This window comes from Xanthomonas hortorum, assembly GCF_024339125.1.
Lineage (GTDB): Bacteria > Pseudomonadota > Gammaproteobacteria > Xanthomonadales > Xanthomonadaceae > Xanthomonas > Xanthomonas hortorum.
The window spans coordinates 1139992-1164213 of sequence record NZ_CP101417.1 but is presented as its reverse complement, the minus strand read 5'-3'; the positions used below and the strand labels follow the sequence as shown (position 1 = coordinate 1164213).

The 24222-nt window shown below is 64.6% G+C and carries 21 protein-coding genes; 15 read left to right on the top strand and 6 right to left on the bottom strand.

Features of this window, described 5'->3' with window-relative positions; translation table 11 throughout:
• Positions 1-55 precede the first annotated feature (55 nt).
• From NMB96_RS04905 to NMB96_RS04855, 11 genes are all read left to right on the top strand, one after another.
• Positions 56-877, top strand: a complete 822-nt coding sequence (locus NMB96_RS04905) for a 2-keto-4-pentenoate hydratase (protein ID WP_023902089.1) — start codon at positions 56-58, stop codon at positions 875-877.
• A gap of 36 nt (positions 878-913) precedes the next feature.
• Complete coding sequence (locus NMB96_RS04900; protein ID WP_255086404.1) at positions 914-1912, top strand: TRAP transporter substrate-binding protein; 999 nt, start codon at positions 914-916, stop codon at positions 1910-1912.
• A 10-nt stretch (positions 1913-1922) separates the two neighbouring features.
• Positions 1923-2444, top strand: coding sequence for a TRAP transporter small permease (locus NMB96_RS04895; protein ID WP_006452153.1), 522 nt, complete (start codon positions 1923-1925; stop codon positions 2442-2444).
• Positions 2444-3727 (top strand): TRAP transporter large permease, encoded by a 1284-nt coding sequence (locus NMB96_RS04890; protein ID WP_006452152.1) that lies wholly within the window; start codon positions 2444-2446, stop codon positions 3725-3727. The genes NMB96_RS04895 and NMB96_RS04890 overlap by 1 nt, the downstream gene beginning before the upstream one ends.
• 237 nt (positions 3728-3964) lie before the next feature.
• The gene (locus NMB96_RS04885; protein ID WP_255086403.1) at positions 3965-5548 is read left to right on the top strand and encodes a family 43 glycosylhydrolase; all 1584 of its coding nucleotides are present in this window, start codon (positions 3965-3967) and stop codon (positions 5546-5548) included.
• A gap of 140 nt (positions 5549-5688) precedes the next feature.
• Positions 5689-6747, top strand: coding sequence for a LacI family DNA-binding transcriptional regulator (locus NMB96_RS04880; protein ID WP_006452150.1), 1059 nt, complete (start codon positions 5689-5691; stop codon positions 6745-6747).
• A 395-nt stretch (positions 6748-7142) separates the two neighbouring features.
• Entirely contained in the window at positions 7143-7997 is an 855-nt protein-coding gene (kduI, locus tag NMB96_RS04875; RefSeq protein ID WP_255086402.1) for a 5-dehydro-4-deoxy-D-glucuronate isomerase, read from the top strand.
• 159 nt (positions 7998-8156) lie between these two features.
• Positions 8157-8912, top strand: coding sequence for a 2-dehydro-3-deoxy-D-gluconate 5-dehydrogenase KduD (kduD, locus tag NMB96_RS04870; protein WP_023902094.1), 756 nt, complete (start codon positions 8157-8159; stop codon positions 8910-8912).
• A gap of 232 nt (positions 8913-9144) precedes the next feature.
• A complete protein-coding gene (locus tag NMB96_RS04865; RefSeq protein ID WP_255086401.1) occupies positions 9145-9810 on the top strand; it encodes an RpiB/LacA/LacB family sugar-phosphate isomerase in 666 nt (221 codons plus the stop codon).
• 82 nt (positions 9811-9892) lie between these two features.
• Positions 9893-10873: an IS5 family transposase gene (locus NMB96_RS04860; RefSeq protein WP_183086593.1), complete on the top strand. Its 981-nt coding sequence runs from the start codon at positions 9893-9895 to the stop codon at positions 10871-10873.
• Positions 10874-11187: 314 nt separating this feature from the next.
• Complete coding sequence (locus NMB96_RS04855) at positions 11188-12309, top strand: GDSL-type esterase/lipase family protein (RefSeq protein ID WP_255086400.1); 1122 nt, start codon at positions 11188-11190, stop codon at positions 12307-12309.
• A 69-nt stretch (positions 12310-12378) separates the two neighbouring features.
• Here the strand turns inward: NMB96_RS04855 and NMB96_RS04850 are convergent, their stop codons facing one another.
• Both NMB96_RS04850 and NMB96_RS04845 read right to left on the bottom strand, forming a co-directional pair.
• Complete coding sequence (locus NMB96_RS04850; RefSeq protein ID WP_255086399.1) at positions 12379-13662, bottom strand: type II toxin-antitoxin system HipA family toxin; 1284 nt, start codon at positions 13660-13662, stop codon at positions 12379-12381.
• A complete protein-coding gene (locus NMB96_RS04845) occupies positions 13659-13979 on the bottom strand; it encodes a helix-turn-helix domain-containing protein (RefSeq protein ID WP_255086398.1) in 321 nt (106 codons plus the stop codon). Before NMB96_RS04845 ends, NMB96_RS04850 begins: the two co-directional genes overlap by 4 nt.
• Before the next feature lie 282 nt (positions 13980-14261).
• On the opposite strand from NMB96_RS04845, the gene NMB96_RS04840 reads away from it, so the two are divergent.
• The gene (locus NMB96_RS04840; RefSeq protein WP_255086397.1) at positions 14262-15998 is read left to right on the top strand and encodes a M61 metallopeptidase family protein; all 1737 of its coding nucleotides are present in this window, start codon (positions 14262-14264) and stop codon (positions 15996-15998) included.
• Positions 15999-16049: 51 nt separating this feature from the next.
• Here NMB96_RS04840 and NMB96_RS04835 read toward each other — a convergent pair whose 3' ends face one another.
• Together NMB96_RS04835 and phhA are read right to left on the bottom strand one after the other, a co-directional pair.
• Positions 16050-16694 (bottom strand): DMP19 family protein, encoded by a 645-nt coding sequence (locus NMB96_RS04835; RefSeq protein WP_255086396.1) that lies wholly within the window; start codon positions 16692-16694, stop codon positions 16050-16052.
• Positions 16695-16785: 91 nt separating this feature from the next.
• Positions 16786-17676 (bottom strand): phenylalanine 4-monooxygenase, encoded by an 891-nt coding sequence (phhA, locus tag NMB96_RS04830; protein WP_255086395.1) that lies wholly within the window; start codon positions 17674-17676, stop codon positions 16786-16788.
• Between the two features lie 127 nt (positions 17677-17803).
• Here phhA and NMB96_RS04825 point away from each other — a divergent pair, with 127 nt between their 5' ends.
• Positions 17804-18286 (top strand): Lrp/AsnC family transcriptional regulator, encoded by a 483-nt coding sequence (locus NMB96_RS04825; RefSeq protein ID WP_104549510.1) that lies wholly within the window; start codon positions 17804-17806, stop codon positions 18284-18286.
• Positions 18287-18507: 221 nt separating this feature from the next.
• On the top strand, positions 18508-20712 hold the full coding sequence (locus NMB96_RS04820) for a TonB-dependent siderophore receptor (RefSeq protein WP_255086394.1): 2205 nt from the start codon (positions 18508-18510) through the stop codon (positions 20710-20712).
• Between the two features lie 79 nt (positions 20713-20791).
• On the opposite strand, the gene NMB96_RS04815 is transcribed toward NMB96_RS04820, so the two are convergent.
• Together NMB96_RS04815 and NMB96_RS04810 are read right to left on the bottom strand one after the other, a co-directional pair.
• Positions 20792-21829: a patatin-like phospholipase family protein gene (locus tag NMB96_RS04815; RefSeq protein ID WP_255086393.1), complete on the bottom strand. Its 1038-nt coding sequence runs from the start codon at positions 21827-21829 to the stop codon at positions 20792-20794.
• 202 nt (positions 21830-22031) lie between these two features.
• A complete protein-coding gene (locus NMB96_RS04810) occupies positions 22032-22865 on the bottom strand; it encodes an ABC transporter ATP-binding protein (RefSeq protein WP_255086392.1) in 834 nt (277 codons plus the stop codon).
• Between the two features lie 151 nt (positions 22866-23016).
• On the opposite strand from NMB96_RS04810, the gene NMB96_RS04805 reads away from it, so the two are divergent.
• The gene (locus NMB96_RS04805) at positions 23017-24222 is read left to right on the top strand and encodes a DesA family fatty acid desaturase (protein WP_115037771.1); all 1206 of its coding nucleotides are present in this window, start codon (positions 23017-23019) and stop codon (positions 24220-24222) included.

The following is a 24222-nucleotide window of genomic DNA, read 5'->3' as shown; positions in this document are numbered from 1 at the left end:
ACACCGTGCCACTGTCGATTGGCAGTGCAACAAAAACACTAGCAGGGAGACACCCTTGAGCAACGACGCCGCCACCCCGCCATCGTCCACATCCATGCTGTCGCAGATCGCCCAGCAGTTTGTGGAGGCACGCCGTGCAGGGGCATCGCTGCCCGACTTTCCCGGGCAAATCCCTGAGGATCTGGTCACTGCCTATCAGGTGCAGGACATCGCCATCAGCCAGTGGGACGACCAGGTGGTCGGCTGGAAGGTGGGTTATATCGCCGCCGAGCGCCGCGACGCCTCCGGCGACGACCGCCTGCTGGGGCCGATCTTCTCGCACAAGCTCTGGAATGCTACCGGTGGAACAACGCAGTTCCCGATCTACCAGGGCGGCTTCGGTGCGGTAGAGGCCGAATACGTACTGCGCCTGGAAGCGGACGCTCCCGCCGAGCAGACCCACTTCACCCCGGAGCAGGCCGCGCAGCTGCCGGCCACGTTGTTCATCGGCGTGGAGATCGCCAGTAGCCCGTTGGCGACCATCAACAAGCTGGGCCCGCGCGTGGTGATTTCCGACTTCGGCAACAATAACGGCCTGATTTTAGGCCCGGAAGTGACCGATTGGCTGGCGCGCGACGAGTCTGCGCTGACTGCCGAAACGCTGATCGATGACCAGGTGGTCGGTACCGGTGGAGCCACCACGTTGCCGGGTGGATTGCGCGCCGCCTACGCGTTTGCGCTCAGTCGTTCGGCCCAGCGCGGGCGTCCGCTCAAGCGCGGTGATCTCATTGCCACGGGCAATGCCACCGGTATCCATGACATCGAAGTGGGACAGCGTGCCCTGATTCGCTTCGCCGGCATCGGCGACATTTCCTGCACGGCTGTGTCCGCTACCTGATTCGGACCCAGTGACCAGACGCTTGGGAGGGCGCCAATGATCACACGCAGACATTTCCTCGGTGCCGGGCTCGGTGCCGCCGCGGCCGGCCCCTGGTTGGGCGCCGGTGCCACCACGCCGATCCCCGGCGGGCAGTTGTTGACCGCCACCGATGTGCATATCGGCGACTACCCCACCGTGGAAGCGGTGCTGTGGTTCGGCAAGCAGCTCGAAGCACGCACCAATGGCCGGCTCAAGCTGCGCCAGTACCACTCCGGCCAGCTGGGCCGCGAGTCGGAGGCGATCGACATGGCGCGCTTCGGTGCCATCGACATCACCCGGGTGTATTCGGGCGCGCTGAACAACACCTTTCCGCTCACACAAGCGCTGTGCCTGCCGTACGTGTTCGACTCGGTGCCGCATCTGCGCCGCGCCATCGACGGGCATGTCGGCGACAGCGTGCTGCGCAGCTTCGAGCAGCGCGATCTGGTCGGCCTGGCGATCTACGATTCGGGTGCGCGTTGCTTCTACAACACCAAGCACCCGCTGCATCGCCCGGAAGATCTCAAGGGCCTGAAGTTGCGTGTGGCCTCGTCGGACATCTTCCTCAAGCTGATGCGCATGCTGGGCGCCAATCCCACCCCGATGTCGCTGGGCGAGACGTTCTCGGCGATGGAAACGCACATGATCGACGGTGCGGAAAACAACATGCGCAGCTTCCAGTCCAGCCGTCATTTCGAGGCGGCGCACTACTGGTCGCAGAGCGAGCATTCCTACGCGCCGGACATCCTGGTGATGTCGCGCAAGAGTTTCGAATCGCTGAGCCCGGCCGACCGCGGCCTGGTGGTGGAACTGGCACGCGCCTCGGTGCCGGTGATGCGCAACCTGTGGGATGCCTCGGAGGTGATCGCGCGCAAACAGGTGATCGACTACGGCGTCAAGCTCAATCAGGTCGACATGCCGGCGTTCCGCGCCGCCTCCGCCCCGCTGCTGGCCGAATACCGCAGGCAGCCGGAGATCGAAGCGTTGTACCGCCGCATCCGCGATTTCGCATAGAGGTAATCCAATGACCGAACCCGAGACTCTCGCCGTCCCGGTCGCGCCGTTGCAGCGCGCGCTGGACCGCGTTTCCGACACTGCCGTTGGCGTGGCATCGCTGGCCTTGCTGGGCCTGGTGGTCGTGCAGGGCTGGCAGGTGTTCACCCGCTACGTGCTCAACGACTCGCCCAGCTGGACCGAGCCGGTGACGCTGCTGCTGCTCAGCACCGCGCTGAGCCTGGGCGCTGCCGCCGGTGTGCACACCAACCGCCACTTCGGCTTCTATCTGCTGGGCGAACACGTGCCGCCGCTGGTGCGCAAGGTGTTCGACCTGATCCGCCCGCTGATGATCATCGCCATCGGCGCGGTGCTGGCGCGCTGGAGCGCGGCGCTGCTGCTGGATGGGCTGGACATCAAGATGGCCGGCGCGCAGATGCCGCAGAGCATCAACTACCTGCCGCTGTCGATCGGCGGTGCGCTGATGGTGGTGTTCGCCTTGTACAAGCTGTGGCGTGTGCTGCGCCCGATCCACACCGGAGGAGTGCGCTGATGGGCATCGCCATGTTGTTGGGAACCTTCGTGGTGCTGCTGCTGATCGGCGTGCCGGTGGCCTATGCGCTGGGCGCGGCCGCACTGGCCACGCTGCTGTATCTGGACCTGCCCACGGTGGTGCTGGTGCAGCAGATTTCCGCCGGTAGCGGCTCGGCCTCGTTGATCGCCATTCCGCTGTTTATCTTCGCTGGCGAGTTGATGCTGCGCGGTGGTATTTCCGAACGCTTGATCGCCTTGGCCTCGTCGCTGGTGGGGCGTGTGCGTGGCGGCCTGGGCCAGGTCAGCGTGTTGTCGTCGCTGTTCTTCGGCGGCGTGTCCGGCTCGGCGATTGCCGATGTCTCGGCAGTTGGCGGCACCATGATTCCGCAGATGATCAAGCGCGGTTACGACCGCGATTACGCGGTGAATGTGAGCATGACCGCCGCGCTGGTGGCGCTGCTGGTGCCGCCCTCGCATAACCTGATCCTGTTCTCCGCAGCGGCGGGCGGCGGTATCTCGATCGCCGATCTGTTCGCCGCCGGCATCTTCCCCGCGCTGCTGATGACCGCAGCGATGATGGTCACCGGCTATGCGGTCGCGCGCCATCGCGGCTACGGTACCGAGCCGTTCCCCGGCTGGCGCGCGGTGGCGCTGCGCCTGTTCGGCGCACTGCCGGGCCTGGGGTTGGTGGCGCTGATCTTCATCGGTATTCGCGCCGGCATCTTCACCGCAGTGGAAAGCGCCGCGATTGCGGTGGTCTACGCATTGATCGTCACCGCGCTGCTGTATCGCCAGCTGCGTTGGGCCGAGTTCTTCGCGGCGGTCACGCATGCCGCGCGCACCACTGGCGTGATCCTGTTCGTGATCGCCACGGCTGCAGTGTTCGGTTGGTTGCTTGCGTACTTGCAGGTGCCGGCGGCCGCAGTGAAGTTCCTGCAGGCCATCGCCGACAGCAAGAACACCGTGCTGCTGATGATCGTGGTGATGCTGTTGCTGCTGGGCATGTTCATGGACCTGGCACCGAAGATCCTGATCTGCACGCCGATCTTCCTGCCGGTGGTCAAGGCCTACGGCATCGACCCGATCCACTTCGGTCTGGTGATGGTGCTGGCTGGCGGCATCGGCTTGATCACCCCGCCGATCGGCTCGGTGTTGTTTATCGGTACCTCGATCGGGCAGATCACCATCGCCCAGAGCATGCGCACCATCTGGCCATTCTGGTTGGCCGCGTTATGCGTGCTGCTGATCGTGGCGTTTTTCCCCGAACTGTCGTTGTGGTTGCCGCGGGCACTGCGCGCGTAAGGGCGCCACTCTATCCACTGCGTATCCGTCGGCAGGGCGCGGTCGGGGCGAACGAATCGGCATCTACCACGTGCGATTCCACCGCCCCGGCCACCCCATCCGACAGTCGCTTGGCGACGCTGCATGAGCTGTGCTCAGCGCCGCTGCTGGCGGGAGTTTCCGCCGTCATCCCCGCGGCCGACGATCTAAGGCGTCGGCCGCCGCATCGCCCCGCAGGTTGGGGGTCAAGGAGAGAGCATGCGTGTACGTATCACTTCACCCCGTTTGCGTTGGCTGCTGGCCGGCGGCCTGCTGCTGTGTGCCGGGCTAAGCGCTGCGGCCGACTGGAAGCGCGGCATCGAACAGCAGCGCATTGCCGACCAGGGCAACGGCACCTTCCTCAACCCGGTGCTGGCCGGCGATCACCCCGACCCGTCGGTGCTCAAGGACGGTGACGACTATTACCTCACGCTGTCTTCGTTCGATGCGTATCCGGGCCTGCCGATCTGGCATTCGCGCGATCTGGTCAACTGGCAACCGCTGGGCCATGCCATCAGCCAGAACGTCGGCGCGATCTGGGCGCCGGATCTGATCAAGCACGGCAAGCGCTATTACATCTACTTTCCCGCGCGCCGCGGCGACCAGGGCGAGCGCAGCAACTTCGTGGTCTGGGCCGACGACATCAAGGGCCCGTGGAGCGCGCCGATCGACATCGGCCTGGGCAAGTACATCGACCCCGGCCATGCAGTGGGCGAAGACGGCAAGCGCTATCTGTTCCTGAGCGGCGGCGATTACGTGCAACTCTCCGACGACGGCTTCAAGGTGGTGGGCACGCCCAAGCACGTCTACGACGGCTGGAAGTACCCGGAAAGCTGGGACGTGGAAGGCTACGCCCAGGAAGGCCCCAAGATTACCCGCCACAACGGCTGGTACTACATGACCACCGCAGTCGGCGGCACCGCCGGCCCGCCGACCGGGCATATGGTGATCACCGCGCGCTCGCGCTCGATCCACGGCCCCTGGCAGAACGCGCCCAACAACCCGATCACCCGCACCAAGAGCGCCGACGAGCCGTGGTGGTCGCGTGGCCACGCCACCCTGGTGGAAGGCACCGACCAGCGCTGGTGGATGCTCTACCACGGCTACGAACACGGCTACTGGACGCTGGGCCGGCAGGCCTTGCTCGACCCGATCGAGTGGACGCCGGATGGCTGGTTCGTCGCCAAGGGCGGCGACCTGGGCACGCCGTTGAAAAAGCCCAGCGGGCAGGCCTTGCCGCATGGCCTGAGGTTGTCGGACGACTTCCGCGCCAACACGCTCGGCCCGCAGTGGTCGTTCTTCAACCCGGCCGCCGACGAAGCCAAGCGTCTGCAAGTAGGCGATGGCGTGTTGCGCCTGCAGGGCAAGGGCAGTGCCCCGCGCGATGCCTCGCCGCTGACCCTGATCGCGCCCGACCAGGCCTATCAGTTCGAGGTGCAGATGACCGTGGCACCGGCCGGGCAGGGCGGGGCGCTGCTGTTCTACAGCGACAAGCTCTACGCCGGGGTGGGGAGCAACGGCGAGAACTTCGTCATGCACCGCTACGGCGAAGAACGCCCGGCGAAGCTGGCGCCCAGCTGCAAGGGCGGCGCGCTATGGCTGCGCGTCACCAACAACCGCCACATCGTCACCATCCACAGCAGCACCGACGGCACCACCTGGACCAAGTACCCGGTGCAGATGGAAGTGTCCGGCTACCACCACAACGTGGCCGGCAAGTTCCTGGCACTGAAACCGGCGCTCTACGCGTCCGGCCAAGGCCAGGTGGAGTTCCGCAACTTCCGCTACCGCGCCCTGGACTGACCGTTCTGCACTGCCGGGCATGCTGTGGCGCATCACGCCACGGCGCCCTGGTCATGGCGGATTCGGGACATCGGCAAGCCTGCGAAGGCTTGCCGGCCCGCTGGCCGGTAGAATCCAATCAACTTCAATGGTTGACCGCTATGCCCGCCCGCAAGATGCCTGAAGAGGGAATGCCCGGCCTGCCGAAGGGCAAGGTAGCCACGATCAACGACATCGCCCGGATGTCCGGGGTGTCCAAGAAGACCGTCTCGCGGATCATCAACAATTCGCCGCTGGTCCGCCAGGACACCCGCGAGAAGGTCGAAGCGCTGATGCGCGAGGTCGGCTATTCGCCCGACCCGCTCGCGCGCGGGCTGGCGTTCCGGCGTTCGTTCCTGATCGGCATGGTCTACGACAACCCCACCGCGCAGTACATCGTGGACATGCAGTACGGCGCACTGGACGCGCTGCGCGGCTCCAGTTTCGAGCTGGTGGTGCACCCCTGCGACAGCCGCAGCCCCGGCTACATCGAAGGCGTGCGCCGCTTCGCCCAGGCGCAGAAGCTGCACGGGGTGATCCTGGTGCCACGCGCCTCCGAGGACCAGGCGCTGGCCGACATGCTGGCCGAGATCGGCTGCCGCTACACCCGTATCGCCTCGGTCGCGCTGGATGCCACTTCGCAGACGGTGATCACCCACGACCGCGACGGCGCCGCCGAGGCCGCCGACTACCTGCTCTCGCTCGGCCACCGCGACATCGCCCTGGTCACCGGCCCCAGCGCCTACCGCTCCTCGGTCGAGCGCACCTCGGGCTTTGCCGACGCGCTGACCCGGCGCGGCATCGAACTGCCGCCCGAGCGGATTGTGGAAGCCGGCTACACCTTCGAGTCCGGCGTGGCTGCGGCCGAAAAGCTGCTGCTGGGCAAGAAGCGCCCCACCGCCATCTTCACCGGTAACGACGAAATGGCTGCCGGTATCTACAAGGTCGCACTGCGCGCCGGTATCAACATCCCGCGCCAGCTTTCGGTGATCGGCTACGACGACAGCTCGCTGGCCTCGCGGCTATGGCCGCCGCTGACCTCGGTGCGCCGCCACACCCGCGACACCGGCCGCACCGCCGCCGCGATGCTGATCCAGCCCGACAACGCCCCGCAACTCCCCACCGCCAGCGTGCGCCCGCACCTGATCGTGCGCGACTCCTGCCAACCGCCGGAGGATTGAGCAGGTAAAGCCTCTCTCCCTGCGGGAGTGCGCGCAGCCTCGCACCCTCATCCGGCGCTACGCGCCACCTTCTCCCGACGGGAGAAGGGAGTGAGCCCCTCTCCCTCCGGGAGAGGGGTTGGGGTGAGGGTACGGCGGCAGACAGCCATCTAAGAAAGCTCGGACATGCGCTGAAGTGAGATGGGCGCACAGGCCTCTACTCAACCAACCCGATCGCGCCTCTAGCACCGCGCGCAGCCTCGTACCTTCATCCGGCGCTTACGCGCCCTCTTCTCCCGCAGGGAGAAGGGATTCCCCACCCTATCGTGCACTGCGCAATGACACCGGTTAACCAGAGCCGGTAGAATGTCCCGGTGCAAGCCAATATCCCCCTTGCTTGCTACCGGAGATCGCGCATGTCCCTGTACTGCAAGACCCACTACGCCACCCATCCCGACGCCATCAAGGGCGCCAGCAACGACGACCTGCGCGAGCTTTATCTGCTCGACGGCCTGTTCGTGGACGATGCGGTGACCCTCAAGTACACCCACTACGAGCGCTTTGTGCTCGGCGGCGCCGCTCCGCTCAGCAAAACGCTGGAGCTGCCCAAGCAGACCGAACCTGCTTCCGCTGCCGGCCATCCGTTCCTGGAGCGCCGTGAGCTGGGCATCCTCAACGTCGGCGCCGGGACCGGCACCGTGACCGTGGACGGCACCGCCTACACGCTCGGGCCGAAAGACGGCCTGTACGTGGCGATGGGCAGTACCGAGGTCACGTTCGCTTCGTCAGACGCCAGCAACCCGGCCAAGTTCTACCTGGCCTCCACGCCGGCGCACGCGCGCTTCGAGACCAAACAACTCTCGATCAAGGATGCGGTGGCACTGGAGCGTGGCGCGCTGGAAACCAGCAACGAGCGCACCATCTACCAGTACATCGTGCCGGCCACCTGCCAGTCCTCGCAGTTGCTGCTGGGCCTGACCGTGCTCAAGCCGGGCAGCGTCTGGAACACCATGCCGCCGCATCTGCACGACCGCCGCAGCGAGGTGTATTTCTACTTCGATCTTGGCGCCAACGACCGCGTCTATCACTTCATGGGCGAGCCGGACGCGCAGCGCCACATCGTGATCCAGAACAACGAAGCGGTGGTGTCGCCGCCGTGGTCGATCCACATGGGCGCCGGCACCAGCAATTACGCCTTCATCTGGGCGATGGGCGGCGAAAACCTGGATTACACCGACATGCACGTGCTGGACATCTGCCAGCTCAAATGACGCTGGCGCTTGCAAGGCAATACTTAATCAGCGCAATAACTCGGTTAATGCGATTCATCAGCCAAGTTAATGCAATAACTCCATCAATGCGTGGCCGCGCAGCGCGCGGACGCAACACACTCATCCAACGTGGCATCACCCAGCAGGAGCGATAAGGTAATGAGCAATCCGTTCAGTCTCGAAGGCAAGGTCGCACTGGTCACCGGTGCCAACACTGGCCTGGGCCAGGGCATCGCGCTGGCACTGGCACAGGCGGGCGCCGACATCGCCGCCGCCGGCATCCAGGCGCCGACCGAGACCGAAGAACTGGTCAAGGGCCTGGGCCGCCGCTTCATCGCCATCCAGGCCAACCTGATCAGCCTCGAGCCAGTCGAGCGCATCCTCAAGGAAACCTTGGACGGCCTGGGCCGCCTGGACATCCTGGTCAACAACGCCGGCCTGATCCGCCGCACCGACGCGGTGGATTTCAGCGAGCAGGATTGGGACGACGTAATGAACGTCAATCTGAAATCGGCCTTCTTCATGGCCCAGGCCGCCGGCCGCCATTTCATCGCCCAGGGCAGCGGCAAGATCATCAACATCGCCTCGATGCTGTCGTTCCAGGGCGGCATCCGCGTGCCGTCCTACACCGCCAGCAAGTCCGGCATCGCCGGCATCACCCGCTTGCTGGCCAACGAGTGGGGCAGCAAGGGCGTGACCACCAACGCCATTGCACCTGGCTACATGGCCACCGACAACACCGCCCAGCTGCGTGCTGACGAAGCGCGCAACAAGTCCATCCTTGACCGCATCCCGGCCGCGCGCTGGGGCGTACCGGCCGACCTCGGCGGCACCGCAGTGTTCCTGGCAAGCAGCGCCTCGGATTACGTCAACGGCGCCATCATCCCGGTCGACGGCGGCTGGCTGGCACGCTGAGAAAACCGCGTCGTTCCCTTCTCCCTCCGGGAGAAGGTGCCCGAAGGGCGGATGAGGGTCGGTATGCACGTAAATCAACCAGACGCGCGCTGCATGCCGGCATACCTCTTCCGTTCTCGATCAGAGCCTTAATCCTGCACGGACAAGGCACAGGAAGAGCGGATCAAGACACAGCACCAAAGCGCACACATTCCACATACAAACCACTTCCCCAACCCAATCGGAGCATCCCATGAAAATCGCACTCATGAATGAGTTCAGTCAGGCCGGCAAGAACCCGGTGATCCTGCAGCAGCTCAACGACGTCGCCAGCGAGCAGGGCCACAGCGTGTTCAACGTCGGCATGGATGGTGACAACGACCACCGCCTGACCTACATCCACCTGGGCATCGTCGCCAGCCTGCTGCTGAACTCCAAGGCCGTGGACTTCGTCGTCGCCGGCTGCGGCACCGGTCAGGGCGCGATGATGTCGCTCAACGCACACCCGGGCGTGTTCTGCGGCTACTGCATCGAGCCGACCGACGCCTACCTGTTCGCCCAGGTCAACAACGGCAACGCGCTGTCGCTGGCATTCGCCAAGGGCTACGGCTGGGGCGCGGAAATCAACGTGCGCTACATCTTCGAAAAAGCCTTCAGCGGTGAGCGCGGCCTGGGCTACCCGGCCGAGCGTCGCGAATCGCAGGCGGCCAACGCCGGCATCCTGACCCAGCTCAAGCAGGCCACCGCCAAGTCGTACATCGACGGCCTGCGCGCCATCGACCCGGAACTGATCAAGCAGGCGATCGGCGGCGAGCGCTTCCAGCAGTGCTTCTTCGACAACGCACAGGACGCCGAGATCCGCGCCTTCGTCGCCGGCGTACTGGGCAAGCCGGAAGCCGCTGCAGCAGCGGCAGCTTAACCGGCCCCCGAAGCGCTAGGGAACCTCTGAACAACGCACCACAGATACGCGACACTACCCGCCTGATGTTGAGGAGTGATCCATGCAACTGACGTTCGGTGACGCTGAGGGCCTGGGCAAGCGCAAGCAGACCCGGCGCGAGATCTTTCTGGCCGAGATGGAGCAGGTGGTTCCGTGGCAGCAACTGCTCGGTCTGATCGCGCCGCACTATCCGGTATCGGGCCGGCCAGGTCGGCAGCCGTACGCACTGGCGACGATGTTGCGGATTCATCTGCTGCAGCAGTGGTATGCGCTGAGCGATCCGGCGATGGAAGAAGCACTGCACGAGATCCCGACCTTGCGGCGGTTTGCCCAGCTCGGTGGCTTGGACAACGTTCCGGACGAGACCACGATTCTCAACTTTCGGCGCCTGCTGGAGACCCATGGCCTTGCCGCGCGGATGCTGGAAGCGGTCAACGCGCATCTGGCGCGCAAGGGCCAGAGCCTGCGGTCGGGCACGATCGTCGATGCGACGCTGATCGCGGCGCCCAGTTCGACCAAGAATGCCGACAACGCGCGCGACCCTGAGATGCATCAGACCAAGAAGGGCAATCAGTGGTATTTCGGGATGAAGGCGCACATCGGCGTGGATGAATTTTCCGGGTTGGTGCACCACGTCCATTGCACAGCCGCCAACGTCGCCGATGTCACGGTGATGCACACGTTGCTGCATGGCAAAGAAGACAGCGTGTTCGGCGATAGCGGCTACACCGGTGCGGACAAACGCGAAGAACTGCAGGCCTGCAAGGCTGCATTCTTCATCGCCGCCAGGCCCTCGACGATGCAAGCCCTCGGCAACAAACGCGAGCGTGCTCGGGAAAGACGTTGGGAACACTTCAAGGCCAGTGTGCGCGCGAAGGTGGAGCATCCATTCCGGGTGATCAAGCGCCAGTTCGGCTACACCAAGGTCCGCTATCGCGGCCTGGCCAAGAACACCGCGCAGGTGCTGACCTTGTTTGCGCTATCGAACCTGTGGATGAAGCGAAAGCAGTTACTGCCGACGATGGGGAACGTGCGCCTGTAACCCGGGCAACACCCTGCAAACGCGCCGGAAACGGCAAAAAAATCGAGGATCTGAGCGCCGTCAGCCTGGTCGATGTGGTTAGGCTCATCCTCCGATGCCGTTGATCAGACCATCCCTAAAGCCCCTCTCCCGCCGGGAGAGGGGTTGGGGTGAGGGTACGGCGGAAGACAGCTTTCCTGAACGAAGATCGCTTGGGGCGGCTATGACAGTCCAACATTTCCAATGCCGCCGCACCCTCATCCGCCCTTCGGGCACCTTCTCCCGATGGGAGAAGGGACACCGCGCTGTCCTAAACACTCTTCCCCGGAGGCACCATGCGTCTGCTTCTCTTCGCATCGTTGCTGCTGCTCTCCGCAAACCTCGCCCGCGCCGAACCACATCGCATCTTCATCGCCGGCGACTCCACCGCCGCCGAGTACGGCCCGGAGCGCGCCCCGCAAGCCGGCTGGGGCCAACTGCTGCAAGACTGGTTCGACCCTGCGCAATGGCAGGTCCGCAACTACGCCAAGGGCGGCCGCAGCACGCGCAGTTTCATCGCAGAAGGACGCCTGGACGCCATCGCCAACCAACTGCAACGCGGCGACATCCTGCTGATCCAGTTCGGCCACAACGACGCCAAACACGAAGACCCGACCCGCTACACCGACGCGCACAGCGACTATCAGCAGTTCCTGCGCCGCTATATCGCCGTCGCGCGCGACAAGGGCGCCACGCCGATCCTGATCACGCCCGCCGCTCGTTTGCTCTACGACTTCGGCGCGCTGCTCGATACCCACGGCCGCTATACGCTGGCCATGCAGCAACTCGCAGCGCAAGAACACGTTGCCCTCATCGATCTCAACGCCAGTTCCAGCGACTGGATCCGCGCACTCGGCGAACAGGCAGCCAAACCGTATTTCCTGTTCGTGCCCGAACAAGGCAAAGCCGATGGCACCCACTTCAGCCGCGCCGGTGCCACCGCAATCGCCTGCCTGGTTGTGCATGGCTGGGTGCAACTGCAGCCAGCGCTGAAACCGCAACTCCGTCGCGACGCCGATTGCGGCGCAGCCCACAACACCGCCGCACAACGCGCCGCGCAGGCGCATCCCTCGCTGGTGGTGCACGAACGCGACCTCGCCCGCGCGCAACCCGGCCCGCACGGTGGCGCCGGGCCCACCACGGCGTACCCCTTCTTCGCCGACGCACCGGAGCTGAAATTCGTGCTGCGCAAACGCGTGCTGCACAAGGGCGCGGGCATCGGCCTGCACTTGCACGACAAGGACGAGATCTATTACATCGTCAGCGGCCGCGGGCTGTATGCGCTGGATGGAAAGCAATACGAAGTCAACGCAGGCGATGCGCTACTGACGCGGCCGGGAAGTACGCACGCGTTACAGCAAACCGGAGAAGAACCGTTGGTTGTATTGCTGGCGTACACGGTGGCGCCGAAGATATAAGCCACACGTCACTGATATGTATCATCGATCTCCCGGTTGCGATGCTCACGATACGCCTTGAAATCAAGCCTATCGCATCGGATCAATCACCGACTCCATCGCCACTATCTCGGCGCGGCTGGCGTTGCATCGCACAGCTTCCTGTTGCCACCGCGCAACCGCCGCGCGTACTTCTTCGATGATGGCCAATGCCTGCGCTCTGGTCAGCCGATAATACTCGTGCGTTTCCATCAATAGCGCCGTATCGGGTGTGGTGTCGTCAAGACTGATGGCCAGCACGTGCACGTCTTTGTCCTGGTTTGGATTGACGTCGAACGCAGGTGCCAAACGCCAGCCGTCGTGCTCACGCAGGAATCCATGATTGCGTAAGTGATCGTCGCGATTGCCGACCAGTATGTTGAAGGCGACGCGGCGGAATAACTGGTGCAGATCATGTTGAATTGCGTGTGTTGCGCCAACGACTTCGATGGCATGCGCAATATCGACGTAAGACGACGCTTCGCTGTGTTCCACATCTAGCAGCGTAAATGCCGAGGCATATGCACGGCGGCTATGCGCAGTGCGATCAAAGCGCTGCACCGCGAACGTGGTGCCGTGATTGGACAGTTCCAGTGGTTTGGCGGCAGGCATGCTGATGCCCGCAGCCAGTGACAGACGGTAGGTGATGTATTCCCATCGCCCCACGTCGTAGAGGTCGTCAGCGGAAGGGAATTTCGCCAGCCAGAGAGAGCCATCCGTCTCTCTGACACTGGCCTTGGGCCTGGCGCCACCAAGCGAAGCGCCGGGTGCGATCAGTTGCTTGACCCACGTGAGATCCATGTCGCTGTCATCCATGTCATCGCGCTCAAGGCGCCGAGCAATCGCTTCCAACTCGCGCAATTGCGTCATGGGCGGTGCGCTCAATGCATGGTCGTCGAGGTATCGGCCGGTCGTGCTGTCGCGCAACTTCAGCGCGCCCATGCGGGACGCATCGTTGACGCCGATCAGATAATCCCAGGGCCGCAGTGTACGAACTTTTCGGCCTTGTTCGCGCGCCATGATCACTTCTCTGCGCTTCATCAGCAGTTTGCCCCAGCGATCGGGCGAACAATCCAGAAAGGCACTGGTCAACTCGGACGCTCCAGCGCGTGCAATCGATGCGCCCGCATAAAGCGGCAGTTGCGGGTCGAGCGCGAACGCGCGAACGGGTGTCTCGTCGGCCAACCATCCGGCGGCATATTCGAACTGCAGTGTCTCGCCGCGGCGGCTGTATTGGCGTGTCAAATACCCAACCAGGGAGCTGCCGCCCAATGATTGATCCTCTAGCCACACCTCGACCTTGTTGATGTCATGCGCCAAGGGAGCCGAACTCATGGCTCGCTCCTGATGGAGGAGGGCCTCGGGCGCCGTAGCCGGCTGTCCTGCAGCTGCCTCCCCAGTGGATCGGCCTGCGCCAGCAGATCGATGTCCTTGTCCACACCAAGCACGGTCAGTACACGGAGAACGGTCGCCAGACTGGTCGATGGATCGCCGTTTTCCAGCTTGGCTAGGGTTGGCACGCTGACGCCGACGCGGGTGGCCAGCTCGCGCTGGGTCATCTCGCGACGCAGTCGTGCGGCGCGCAAGCGTTCTCCCAGCGCCTCGATCTGGCGCTGCGCACGCGGCATAGTAGGAGGAATACGCTTAGCCATACCAAATTAAATTACTCTTTAGTCTCGTAAAAGCAACTTAATTTTGTATTCGAGCGATGTGAGTTCAAGTTTCAGTCGCAAGATCACTGTCTGACCGGCCCATACAAACGCAGTGCAACCGCCCGGCACTGCGATGGCGCGGTCGCTGCAAACGTCAGACATCCGCATCACCCATTCCAAGACACGGCAGCCATTGCACTGCCTTGCACGCCGTGACCTTCGGCACACTGGTGGGCGGCCTCGAGCGGCGGCATGATCGGCCATCCCCAGCGTCCGGCATGTATGAAAACTCCCTGGTTCCTCCTGTTCGTACTCACCACTGTGGCAACTGGCGCAGTGGCAAGCCCGGCGCCGGCGGCGCCCGCGCCGGTTGCCCTGGAGCTGCAACTTGCGCCCTACGCAGACAAGGGGGAGGTGACCGCGTTGGAGGTGCGCCTGCGCATTGGTGACCTTGCCGTCCCGCGTGGCGGCATCGTGGCGCAGCTGCCGATGCAGGTGAACAACGTGGACACCTTCGCCGAGCACATCGCCTCGATCGAGGCGACCGATGCGCGCGGCCAGTTGCAGTTGTCTGGACGTGCGGCCACCGCGCAGGAAAACGGCGATCAGAGCCAGTTGCGTGTCTGGACCGCACCGCGTGCGCTCAGCGGCCCGCTGACCCTGCGCTACCGCGTACCGGCCAACGCAACGCGGCCGCCGCGCGGCCCGGCCCCGCCGATTTCGTTCCGCAACGATGCGCATGCGTTTTCTGCAACCTCGGCGATGTTTCTGGTGCTGCCGCCCGAGGAGCAGATCTACGCGTTGAACATCGGCTGGGATCTGAGCCACCTGCCGGCCGGCGCCAGGGGCGTGAGCTCGTTCGGGGAGGGCAACGTGCAGGTCGGGGACATCGATACCGGCAGCCTGCCCGGCTTGTTCTTCATGGCAGGGGACGTCGGGCGCTGGCCGAGCGTGCCGCGAGCGGACGGGTTTTCGGTTGCCTGGCAGGGGCAACCGCCCTTCGATGCAAGCGCGTTGTCCGCCTGGGTGGGCGAGCTGCACGAACAGTTCGAAACACTGTTTCCGCAGCCGGAATCCAGGCCCTATACGATTTTCCTGCGCTACAACCCGGTCAACGCCGGCGGCGGAACGGCCTTGTACCGGTCCTTCATCACGACCTACGGCACGCCGGCAGAGACCGACCTGGACGAGATCAAGGTCACCTTGTCGCATGAAATGTTCCACACCTATCAGCCACGCCTGTCGCGCAACGGTGGCGAGTCCACGACCTGGTTCAGCGAGGGCTCGGCGGTGTTTTACGAAGCCCGCTTGCCGCTGCGTTTCGGTTTGTTCACCCCGCAGCAGTATCTGACTGTTCTCAACCTTACCGCAGCGCGTTACTACACCAATGCGCTGGGCGCTCTACCCAATGCACGCATAGAAGAGGGGTTCTGGAAGGACACCCGTATCCGGACGCTCGCGTATGACCGTGGCATGTTGTATCTGGCCACGGTGGACGATGCGCTGCGCAAGCGCTCGCACGGTCAACGCTCTCTGGATGACTTGCTGCGTGCACTGTTGCTGATCACCCAAGAGCGCAATGCGACCCAAGCTGACTGGGAGGTCGTGCTGAAGGCAGAGCTGGGCGATACGGCGGTGCAGGAGTTCCACGCGTTTCTGGCGGGCACCCCGCCGTTGCCCGCATCGGACGCGTTCGGGCCGTGCTTTCGCAGAACCAGCAAACCGCTGCGGCGCTATGTGCTGGGGTTCGAGCCGGCGGTGCTGGCCGAACCCACACGCATCGTGCGCGGCCTGATGGCAGATTCGGCGGCCGCGCGCGCCGGCGTGCGCAATGGCGATGAAATCGTGCGGCCGGTGCCGCAGGACGGCATCCAGGGCAACCAGACCGAGCGCCTGCACCTGCGCCTGCGTCGCGATGGCAAGGAGTTCGACGTGGACTATCTGCCACGCGGCGAGCAGGTAGACACCTGGCAATGGGAGCGCGTGCCCGGTGTGGACGATGCGCAGTGCCGGCTGTGAGTCCGGGCTGAGGCAAGACGCATCCGGCACCGGCAATGCAGTGATGGCGGCTCAGGCCTTATCCACCCCGTAATGCGTCAGCCCCAGTCGCGCCAGTTCGCCGGAGCGGCGGTAATAGACCTCTTCCCAGCCATCCACGCGCTGGCGGTCGGTCTCGTTCATGGCGTCGAGGATGTCTTCGATGCTGAGCAGATTCGGGTCTTCTTCCAGGCGTTCGAACACGGCGCCCAAGCCTTCGATCGCCTGGCGTGTCTGCGCCGCACCCATCGCCGCCAGCGCCTGCAGCGCGTAAGTGCGCGTGCTCGCGTCCCAGCGGTCGAAATAGCGCGCGTAGCCGCTTTCGACCATGTCCGCGTCCAGCCGTGCCAGTGCAACCAGCTCGCGCTCGCCGGGGGTCAGCGCATCCAGGTGGCCACGCAGCGTGGACAGTTTGGTCTGCGCGCGCGCACTGCGGCGGCGCCACAACAGCTCGGGCATGTTGAGCAGGCCCTCCGGGGTGGGCGGCGCGACGGCGGGCCAGTTCACCCCAAAACCGTCTTCGGTAATCTGCCACTGCGCGCGCTGCGGCGCCGCCGCCTTAAACAACAGCCGATGCGCCTTGATGGGCTCATCGATACGGATGCCATTGGCCAGGGTGAACAGCAGGCGGGTGTCGTCCAGCTCCAAGCGCCGGATGCGTAGCTGCGTCAGGTCCATTGAGCGAAGGCGGTGTGGGGAGGTTTGACCTTAGTCCGCGTGGGCAGTGCTGTCGAGTCGGTGTAGCGATCTCGCGCCACCCCGGCACCGCTCACACATCGCCCTCGCAACTCCAACCTTCGCCGGTACCGCGCTGGAGCACCCGATCTGTGACCAGCACATCCCCGGCCGGCACCTGCGCCTGCTGCGCAAGATCGGCATAGATCGGGGTGAAATCCGGCGCGGTGGCGTCCATCAATTGCGCGAAGCTGTCGATGACGAAATAGGTCTTTTGAAAGCTGTCGATGCGGTAGCGCGTGCGCATGATGCGTTGCAGGTCGAAGCCGATCCGGTTGGGCGCCGGCGATTCAAGCGAATGCAGCGATTCGCCCTTCGACGACACGACGCCGGCCCCAAAGATACGCAACCCTTGTGGCGTTGCGATCAGGCCGAATTCCACCGTGTACCAATACAACCGTGTAAGGTTCTGCAGCGCGTCCGCGCCGATGCCATGCGCCTTGACTCCGCCACGGCCGTAGGCCTGCATGAAGTCGGCAAACAGCGGGTTCATCAGTAGCGGCACGTGCCCGAACAGGTCATGGAACAAATCCGGCTCGGCGATGTAATCGATCTGCTCGGGGCGGCGGATCCACCACGTCACCGGGAAGCGCTTGTTGGCCAGATGCTCGAAGAAATCCAGTTCCGGCAGCAGCCCTTGCACGCCGACCAGGGTCCAGCCGGTAGCCGACTGCAGCACGGCGTTGAGCGCATCGAACCGCGGGATGTGGGTGTCGCCCATGCCCATCGCATCCTGCGCCTGCAGGAATTCGTCGCAGGCGCGCCCGACCAGCAGCTCGCGCTGGCGCCGATACAAGCTGCCCCAGGTGGCATGGTCGTCGGCGCTGTAGCCGTCCCACGGCTGCTCGACCACGGCGGTGGTGTAGACCGGCACATAGCCCTTGTCGGTGAGCTGATTCTCGACGCGTTGCGGTGCGATGTTCATGCGGCGGCAGTTCCCGATGATCAGCGCTCACCTTAGCCCGATGGTCGCGCAACGGGATTGCGAATCTTGCGCGGTCAACGCCAGATGGCGCAAGATTCGTGCGTCATCTTCTGCTGCTGTGCAATATATGGATCAGCCTATCGCCCTGGACCGCACCGATCTGCGCCTGCTCGCCCTGCTGCAGACGCAGGGGCGCAGCAGCAATGCGGAGTTGGCGGTGCAGGTCAATCTGTCGGCATCGGCCTGCCTGCGCCGCACCCAACGGTTGGAGGCAGCCGGCATCATCGCTGGCTACGGCGCGCGCCTGGATGCCAAGGCACTGGGGCTTGGATTGCAGGCGTTCGTGCGCGTGCAGTTGGAACAGCACGGCCAGGCCGATATCGAGCATTTCGCCGAGGGCGTGCGTGGCTGGGACGAGGTGGTGGCCTGCTGGGCGCTCACCGGCGACATGGATTACCTGCTGCAGGTGCAGGTGCGCGATCTGGAGCATTTTTCGCGGTTTCTGCTCGACCGCCTGCTCAACGCCACCGGCGTCTCCGACGTCAATTCCAGCTTCGTGCTGCGCACCGTCAAGGCACCGGAAGGCCTGCCGTTGGCGCATCTGGCCTGACCCCCGCAGCGCTGCATGAGGGCGGGGTGGCACATTGTGACTTGCCTCTCAAACGCTAACGATTTACATTTGCATAACTTCTGGCCGCGTCCGGTCATGTCGTTCCCCGTCGATCCGCCAGCCCCGCAGGGCCAGCCAGCTCGTCGCCCGAGTGGGACGCGCACGCCTGCCTGCAGCTTCCTGACGCCCAGCGTCCGCACCGATCGATGAGAACCCCTCCAATGCCCGCGATTTCCGCCCCTCTGGCCACGCTGTCCGCCGCCTTGCTGTGCGCGCTGGCGATGACGACGTCCACTGCCCACGCTGCCGATGCCACCAGCGCCAAGACGCTGGACCAGGTCAACGTCAACGGTGCGGTGAGCCGCGCGCAGCCGGCCACCACCACGCGGCTGCCGCTGACCTTGCAGGAAACGCCGCAGTCGGTGAGCGTGATCGGGCTGCAGCGGCTGGAAGACGAGTCGCTTTTCAGCATCGACGATGTGATGCGCAATGTCACCGGCGTCAACGTGTCGTTCTACGACACCCAGCGGCCGTTGTATTTCGCGCGCGGCTTCCAGATCACCGACTTCCAGGTCGACGGCTTGCCCACCTACAGCGGTTCCACCAACCAGGAATACGACACGGTCTTTTACGACCGCATCGAAGTGATCCGCGGCGCCAATGGCCTGCTCACCGGCGCGGGCATTCCCTCGGCCACGGTCAATCTGCTGCGCAAGCGGCCCGGCAAGGAGTTCGATGCCTCGTTCGCGGTGAGCGCGGGCACCTGGGATTTCCGCCGCATGCAGGCCGACGTCAACGCACCGCTGACCGAAGACGGGCGCTGGCGCAGCCGCGTGGTGGCGGCCTGGCAGGACCGCGATTACTACTACGACCGTTACCACGACAACAAGATGTCGGGCATGGCGGTGCTGGAAGGCGATCTGACCGACAGCACCACGCTCACCGTCGGGTATCAGCGCCAGGACAACAGCCCGGTCGGCTCGACCTGGGGCACGGTGCCGTTCTTCGCCGCCGATGGCTCGCTGGCCAACCTGTCGCGCTCCACCAACCTGGCGCCGGAGTGGACCCGCTGGCAGCGCGAAACCAGCACTGCGTTCGCCAACCTGGAACAACGCTTCGGCGAGGACTGGCTGTTGCGCGTCAACACCGCGCACACCAAGGGCAATGTGCAGAGCCTGCGCGTGTATGGCACCGGCTATCCGGCCGCCGATGGCAGCGGCCTGTTTCTGCGAACCGGCGCTGGCGAGACCGAAGACACCCGCGACAGCGTGGATGTGTATCTGTCCGGTGGTTTCTCGCTGTTCGGCCGCCAGCACGATGTGGTGGTCGGCGGCAGCTGGCAGGATCTGCAATCGACCTCGTATGGCTTGGCGCAGACCTATCCCGACGACTGGGCGACCTGCCCCAACGACTTTGGCCCGCCCGAGCGCTGCTATTTCATACCCAATATCCGCAACTGGGATGGCAATGCGTCCGAAGTGACCTATGCGCGCACCGGCCGACGCAGCGAAGCGCGCACCACCCAGCGCGGCGTGTATGCCTCCACACGGTTTCGTCTGGCCGACCCGCTGTCGTTGATCGCTGGCGCACGCCTGAGTTCCTGGGAAACCCGCACCCAGGCCTTCGACACCAGCGGCACCTACACCGGCACCAGCGGCCGCTATGAAGTGAGCGACGAAGTCACCCCGTACGTCGGCCTGGTCTACGACATCGTGCCGGACGTCTCGCTCTACGCCAGCTACACCGAAATCTTCAATCCGCAGAACTACCGCGACAAGGACAACAACCTGCTCGCGCCGGTGGAAGGCTCCAACCTGGAAGCCGGCATCAAGGCGCAATTGCTCGACGGCCATGCGATGGCCACCGCCGCCGTGTTCGAGGCCAAGCAGGACAACTTCGCCGTGCGCGACATGACCCAGCCGGAATCCTCGCTGCCGGACGGCAATTCGGCCTACATCGGCATCAACGGCACCAAGAGCCGTGGCTGGGAAATGGATATCAACGGCGAGATCCTGCCCGGCTGGACCGTCAATGCCGGCTTTACCCACGTCAAGGTGACGCGCCCGCCCACCGATGCGATCTACGCCAACCTGCCCGAGGATTATCTGCAGCTGTCCACGCAGCTGCGCCTACCCGGCGCCTGGGAGCGCCTGAGCATCGGTGGCGGCGTCAGCTGGCAGAGCGCGGTACGCGGTTTCAATATCGAGCGCCCCACCGGCGACGGCAGCGGCGCCACCACACCGGTGACCGTGGTGCAGAACGCGTACGCTTTGGTGCACTTCAACGCCAACTACCGCATCAGCGAGCAATGGACCGCCACGCTGGCGGTGCGCAACGCCTTCGACAAGACCTATTGGGCCAACCTGGATTACCAGAACTACGGCGAGCCGCGGTTTGTCAGCGTGTCTTTGCGTTGGCGGTATTGAGGTGTCGCCGGTGATGCTGATGCGGTACAGGTAACGCATCGCGGCCAAGGCCGCTCCTACAAGAGCGGTCTTGTCCACATCACGGCGCCACGCAGGCCTCGTCCTTGCCGCGCAATTTCTCCCAGCGCGAGCGCTCTTCCAGACAGCGCCGATACGCTTCTACCTTGGCTGCGGCAGCCTGATCGGCAGCCGTCCGGGTAGCGCTGCTGCGCTGCGCTTGCAACTGCGCGATCTTGGCGCGGATCTGCGGCATCGCCGCCATCGCGGCGCGCTCGCCTTCCAGGATGGCCGCGCCACGCTGGTTGAAATCGGCCGAGCCGATGTCGCTGACCTTGGGGCGGATCACCACATCGGCACGTTTGAGTTCGGCCTCGCCCAGGCGCTGGCCCATGATCGAGATCGATTGGTTGACGGTGCCGAGCAGATCGCCAGGATTCTTGCCGCTGGCCTTGCTGGAAATATCCACCGCCACCACGAATTCCGCGCCGAGCTGACGCGCTGCATCCACCGGCACCGGGCTGACCACACCGCCGTCCACATAGTGGTACTGACCGATGGTCACCGGCTCGAACACGCCGGGAATACTGCTGGACGCGCGCACCGCCTGGCCGGCATTACCGCGCACGAACACGGTGCGTTCGCCGTCTTCCAGGCGCGTGGCGACTGCGGCGAAGGGCTTGCGCAATTTGTCGATCGGTTTGCCGCCGAGCTGCTCGTTGACGTAGTCCTGCAGCTTCTGGCCCTGCACCAGCCCGCCGGAGAAGATCCGCACATCGCGGATGCTGGTCTGGTCGAGCGCAACGGCTTTTTCCTGCATCTGGAATGCGTCCATGCCGCTGGCATACAACGCGCCGACCACGCTGCCGGCGCTGGTGCCCGACACCACCACCGGCGCAAAGCCGTTGGCTTCGAGCATCTTGATCACACCGATATGCGCAAATCCCTTGGCCGCACCGCCACCGAGCGCCACGCCGATTTTCACCGGCTTTGCAGTGCTGGCAGAGGGCGCCTGCACGACGGGTGCCGGCATGGCAGGGCGCGGTTCACCGCCGCAGGCCGAAAGCAGGCCGAGCAACGACATCAGGGCGAGAAAGCGTGGGCGGCGGAGCGCGGTCATGGCGACGGGATGTTGGATGGATGGCGAGGGAGAATACACGCGTCGCGCGATCAACCGCTGTTCCTTCTCCCCACGGGAGAAGGTGCCCCACAGGGGCGGATGAGGGTACGAGCGAAGCCTGGTGTCATCTGATTCCACGTGTGGCTTCACCCCGTACCCTTACCCCAGCCCCCCGCTCCGCGCCCCGTCGCCCGCAAGCAACTCAGCCTTCCCCAACCGTCGCCCAATAACGCTCGCCATCGCGCTGCACCCGCACCGGGCCGTCGAACGCTGCCGACAGGCTGGCGTCGGTGAGCAGCGCATCGCGCGTGCCATCGGCCACCACGCTGCCGCCGCGTAGCAGGATCACCCGCGCGATCTCCGGCACGATCTCTTCGATGTGGTGGGTCACCAGTACCAGCGTGATGCCTTGCTGGGCGAGGTGACGCATGCTGTCGAGCAGGTGTTGCCGCGCGACCAGATCCAGACCGGTGGACGGCTCGTCCAGCAGCAGCGCCTGCGGCCGGTTCACCAACGCACGCGCGATCAGCACGCGGCGGGTTTCGCCGGCCGACAACTCGGCAAATTGCCGATCCAGCAGCGGCAGTGCGCGCGCCAATGCAAGCGCCTCACGTGCCCGCGCACGCATGTCGTCGCTGACGTCGCGATGCGGCGGCACCACGTAGCTGGCGAAGAAGCCGGACAGCACCGCGCTTTCCACATCCAGCCCCGGCATGTCGGCCAGGTTGACGCTCAGATCGCCGGTGACGATGCCCAGCTGCGAGCGCAAGCGATCCACCTGCCAGCGCGTCTGGCCCAGCACTTTCACCGCCGGTTGGCCGTCGGCACGCACCAGCGGATACAGCTCGCGCGTGATCAGTTTGATGAAAGAGGATTTGCCGCAGCCATTGGGTCCCAGGATGGCGGTGTGTTGCCCCAGCGCAATGCGCAGGCTCAAGGCGTGCAGCACGCGTACCTGGCCACGCATCACGCTGGCATGGTCGAGTTCGATCAACGGGACGGCATTTTCGACAGCAGAATCGGCAGCAACAGTCATACGGATGACATCAACCAAGTGAGGAAAGGAGACGTGTGAACCGCTTTAGGAATGCAGGGCGCACCCTACGCATCCGAAGGGTGAAGTTTGCCGCCATCGCCCCCATCATGTCTGCATCGACCAAAGAGATGGCGCCGCTGTGGAACTGCCGATGTTGTCCGATCCGATCATCGACTTCCTGACCTCCGGCGTGGCCGGGTTGGGCGTGTGGGGCATGCTGGCGGTGCTGCTGGTGTTCACCCAGCTCACCATCTTTGCGGTGACCTTGTACCTGCATCGCAGCCAGGCGCACCGGGGTGTGGATTTTCATCCGCTCGTTGCGCACGTCTTCCGTTTCTGGACCTGGCTCACCACCTCGATGATCACCCGTGAATGGGTGGCGATCCATCGCAAGCATCACGCCAAGGTGGAGACCGAAGAAGACCCGCACAGCCCGCAGACCAAGGGCATCCGCCAAGTGTTCTGGCGCGGCGTGGAGCTGTACCGCGAAGCGCGCGCGCAGCGTGCCGATATCGAGCAGTACGGCAAGGGCGCACCCACCGACTGGATCGAGCGTCACCTGTACACCCCGCATGCCAATGCCGGCCCGATCGCGTTGCTGGTCATCAACTCGGTGTTGTTCGGTCTGCCGGGCATTGCGTTGTGGGCGATCCAGATGGCGTGGATCCCGTTCTGGGCCGCTGGCGTGGTCAATGGTCTTGGCCACTGGTGGGGCTATCGCAATTTCGAATCGGCCGACACCTCCACCAACCTCACGCCGTGGGCGTTGTGGATCGGTGGCGAAGAACTGCACAACAACCATCATGCGTTCCCGAGCTCGGCGCGGTTTTCGATGCGGCGCTGGGAGCTGGATATCGGCTGGGTCGCGATTCGCGGTTTGCAGGCCTTGGGCCTGGCCAAGGTGCTGCGCGTGGCGCCGTCGCTGGATATCCGCCCCAATATCGCCGTGCCCGATGCCGACACACTCAAGGCATTGCTGTCGCATCGCTTTCAGGCCATGACCGACTACCAGCGCAACGTGCTCAAGCCGGCATTGCGCGAAGAAGCTGCCGCCACCGGCGCCAAGTTGCGGCAGTTGCTGCCGCGGCGCTTGCGCAAGGGCCTGGTCGATGATGGGCGTTGGCTCAAGCCCGACGCGCGCGAACAGTTGCAGCGCTGGGTGGCCGAGCGCCCGCGCATGCGCACGCTGGTCGAGTACCGCGCGCGCTTGACCGCCGTGCTGGAAGCGCGCAGCCATGATGCCTCCGAACGGCTCAAGCACCTGCAGCAGTGGTGTCACGAGGCCGAAGCCAGCGGCAATGCCGCCTTGCAGGCGTATGCGGCGCGGCTCAAGGGTTATGCGCTGAGTGGGTCTTAA

Bases quoted from the DNA above. Each gene is read 5' to 3' on its own strand.
- NMB96_RS04865 (WP_255086401.1), top strand. From the start codon at position 9,145: ATGAAAATCGCACTCATGAATGAGTTCAGTCAGGCCGGCAAGAACCCG.
- NMB96_RS04845 (WP_255086398.1), bottom strand. From the start codon at position 13,979: ATGGCTAAGCGTATTCCTCCTACTATGCCGCGTGCGCAGCGCCAGATC.
- NMB96_RS04855 (WP_255086400.1), top strand. From the start codon at position 11,188: ATGCGTCTGCTTCTCTTCGCATCGTTGCTGCTGCTCTCCGCAAACCTC.
- NMB96_RS04820 (WP_255086394.1), top strand. From the start codon at position 18,508: ATGCCCGCGATTTCCGCCCCTCTGGCCACGCTGTCCGCCGCCTTGCTG.
- NMB96_RS04885 (WP_255086403.1), top strand. From the start codon at position 3,965: ATGCGTGTACGTATCACTTCACCCCGTTTGCGTTGGCTGCTGGCCGGC.
- NMB96_RS04860 (WP_183086593.1), top strand. From the start codon at position 9,893: ATGCAACTGACGTTCGGTGACGCTGAGGGCCTGGGCAAGCGCAAGCAG.
- NMB96_RS04880 (WP_006452150.1), top strand. From the start codon at position 5,689: ATGCCCGCCCGCAAGATGCCTGAAGAGGGAATGCCCGGCCTGCCGAAG.
- NMB96_RS04815 (WP_255086393.1), bottom strand. From the start codon at position 21,829: ATGACCGCGCTCCGCCGCCCACGCTTTCTCGCCCTGATGTCGTTGCTC.
- NMB96_RS04840 (WP_255086397.1), top strand. From the start codon at position 14,262: ATGAAAACTCCCTGGTTCCTCCTGTTCGTACTCACCACTGTGGCAACT.
- NMB96_RS04890 (WP_006452152.1), top strand. From the start codon at position 2,444: ATGGGCATCGCCATGTTGTTGGGAACCTTCGTGGTGCTGCTGCTGATC.
- NMB96_RS04835 (WP_255086396.1), bottom strand. From the start codon at position 16,694: ATGGACCTGACGCAGCTACGCATCCGGCGCTTGGAGCTGGACGACACC.
- NMB96_RS04825 (WP_104549510.1), top strand. From the start codon at position 17,804: ATGGATCAGCCTATCGCCCTGGACCGCACCGATCTGCGCCTGCTCGCC.
- kduD (WP_023902094.1), top strand. From the start codon at position 8,157: ATGAGCAATCCGTTCAGTCTCGAAGGCAAGGTCGCACTGGTCACCGGT.
- NMB96_RS04900 (WP_255086404.1), top strand. From the start codon at position 914: ATGATCACACGCAGACATTTCCTCGGTGCCGGGCTCGGTGCCGCCGCG.
- NMB96_RS04810 (WP_255086392.1), bottom strand. From the start codon at position 22,865: ATGACTGTTGCTGCCGATTCTGCTGTCGAAAATGCCGTCCCGTTGATC.
- NMB96_RS04895 (WP_006452153.1), top strand. From the start codon at position 1,923: ATGACCGAACCCGAGACTCTCGCCGTCCCGGTCGCGCCGTTGCAGCGC.
- kduI (WP_255086402.1), top strand. From the start codon at position 7,143: ATGTCCCTGTACTGCAAGACCCACTACGCCACCCATCCCGACGCCATC.
- NMB96_RS04805 (WP_115037771.1), top strand. From the start codon at position 23,017: ATGTTGTCCGATCCGATCATCGACTTCCTGACCTCCGGCGTGGCCGGG.
- phhA (WP_255086395.1), bottom strand. From the start codon at position 17,676: ATGAACATCGCACCGCAACGCGTCGAGAATCAGCTCACCGACAAGGGC.
- NMB96_RS04850 (WP_255086399.1), bottom strand. From the start codon at position 13,662: ATGAGTTCGGCTCCCTTGGCGCATGACATCAACAAGGTCGAGGTGTGG.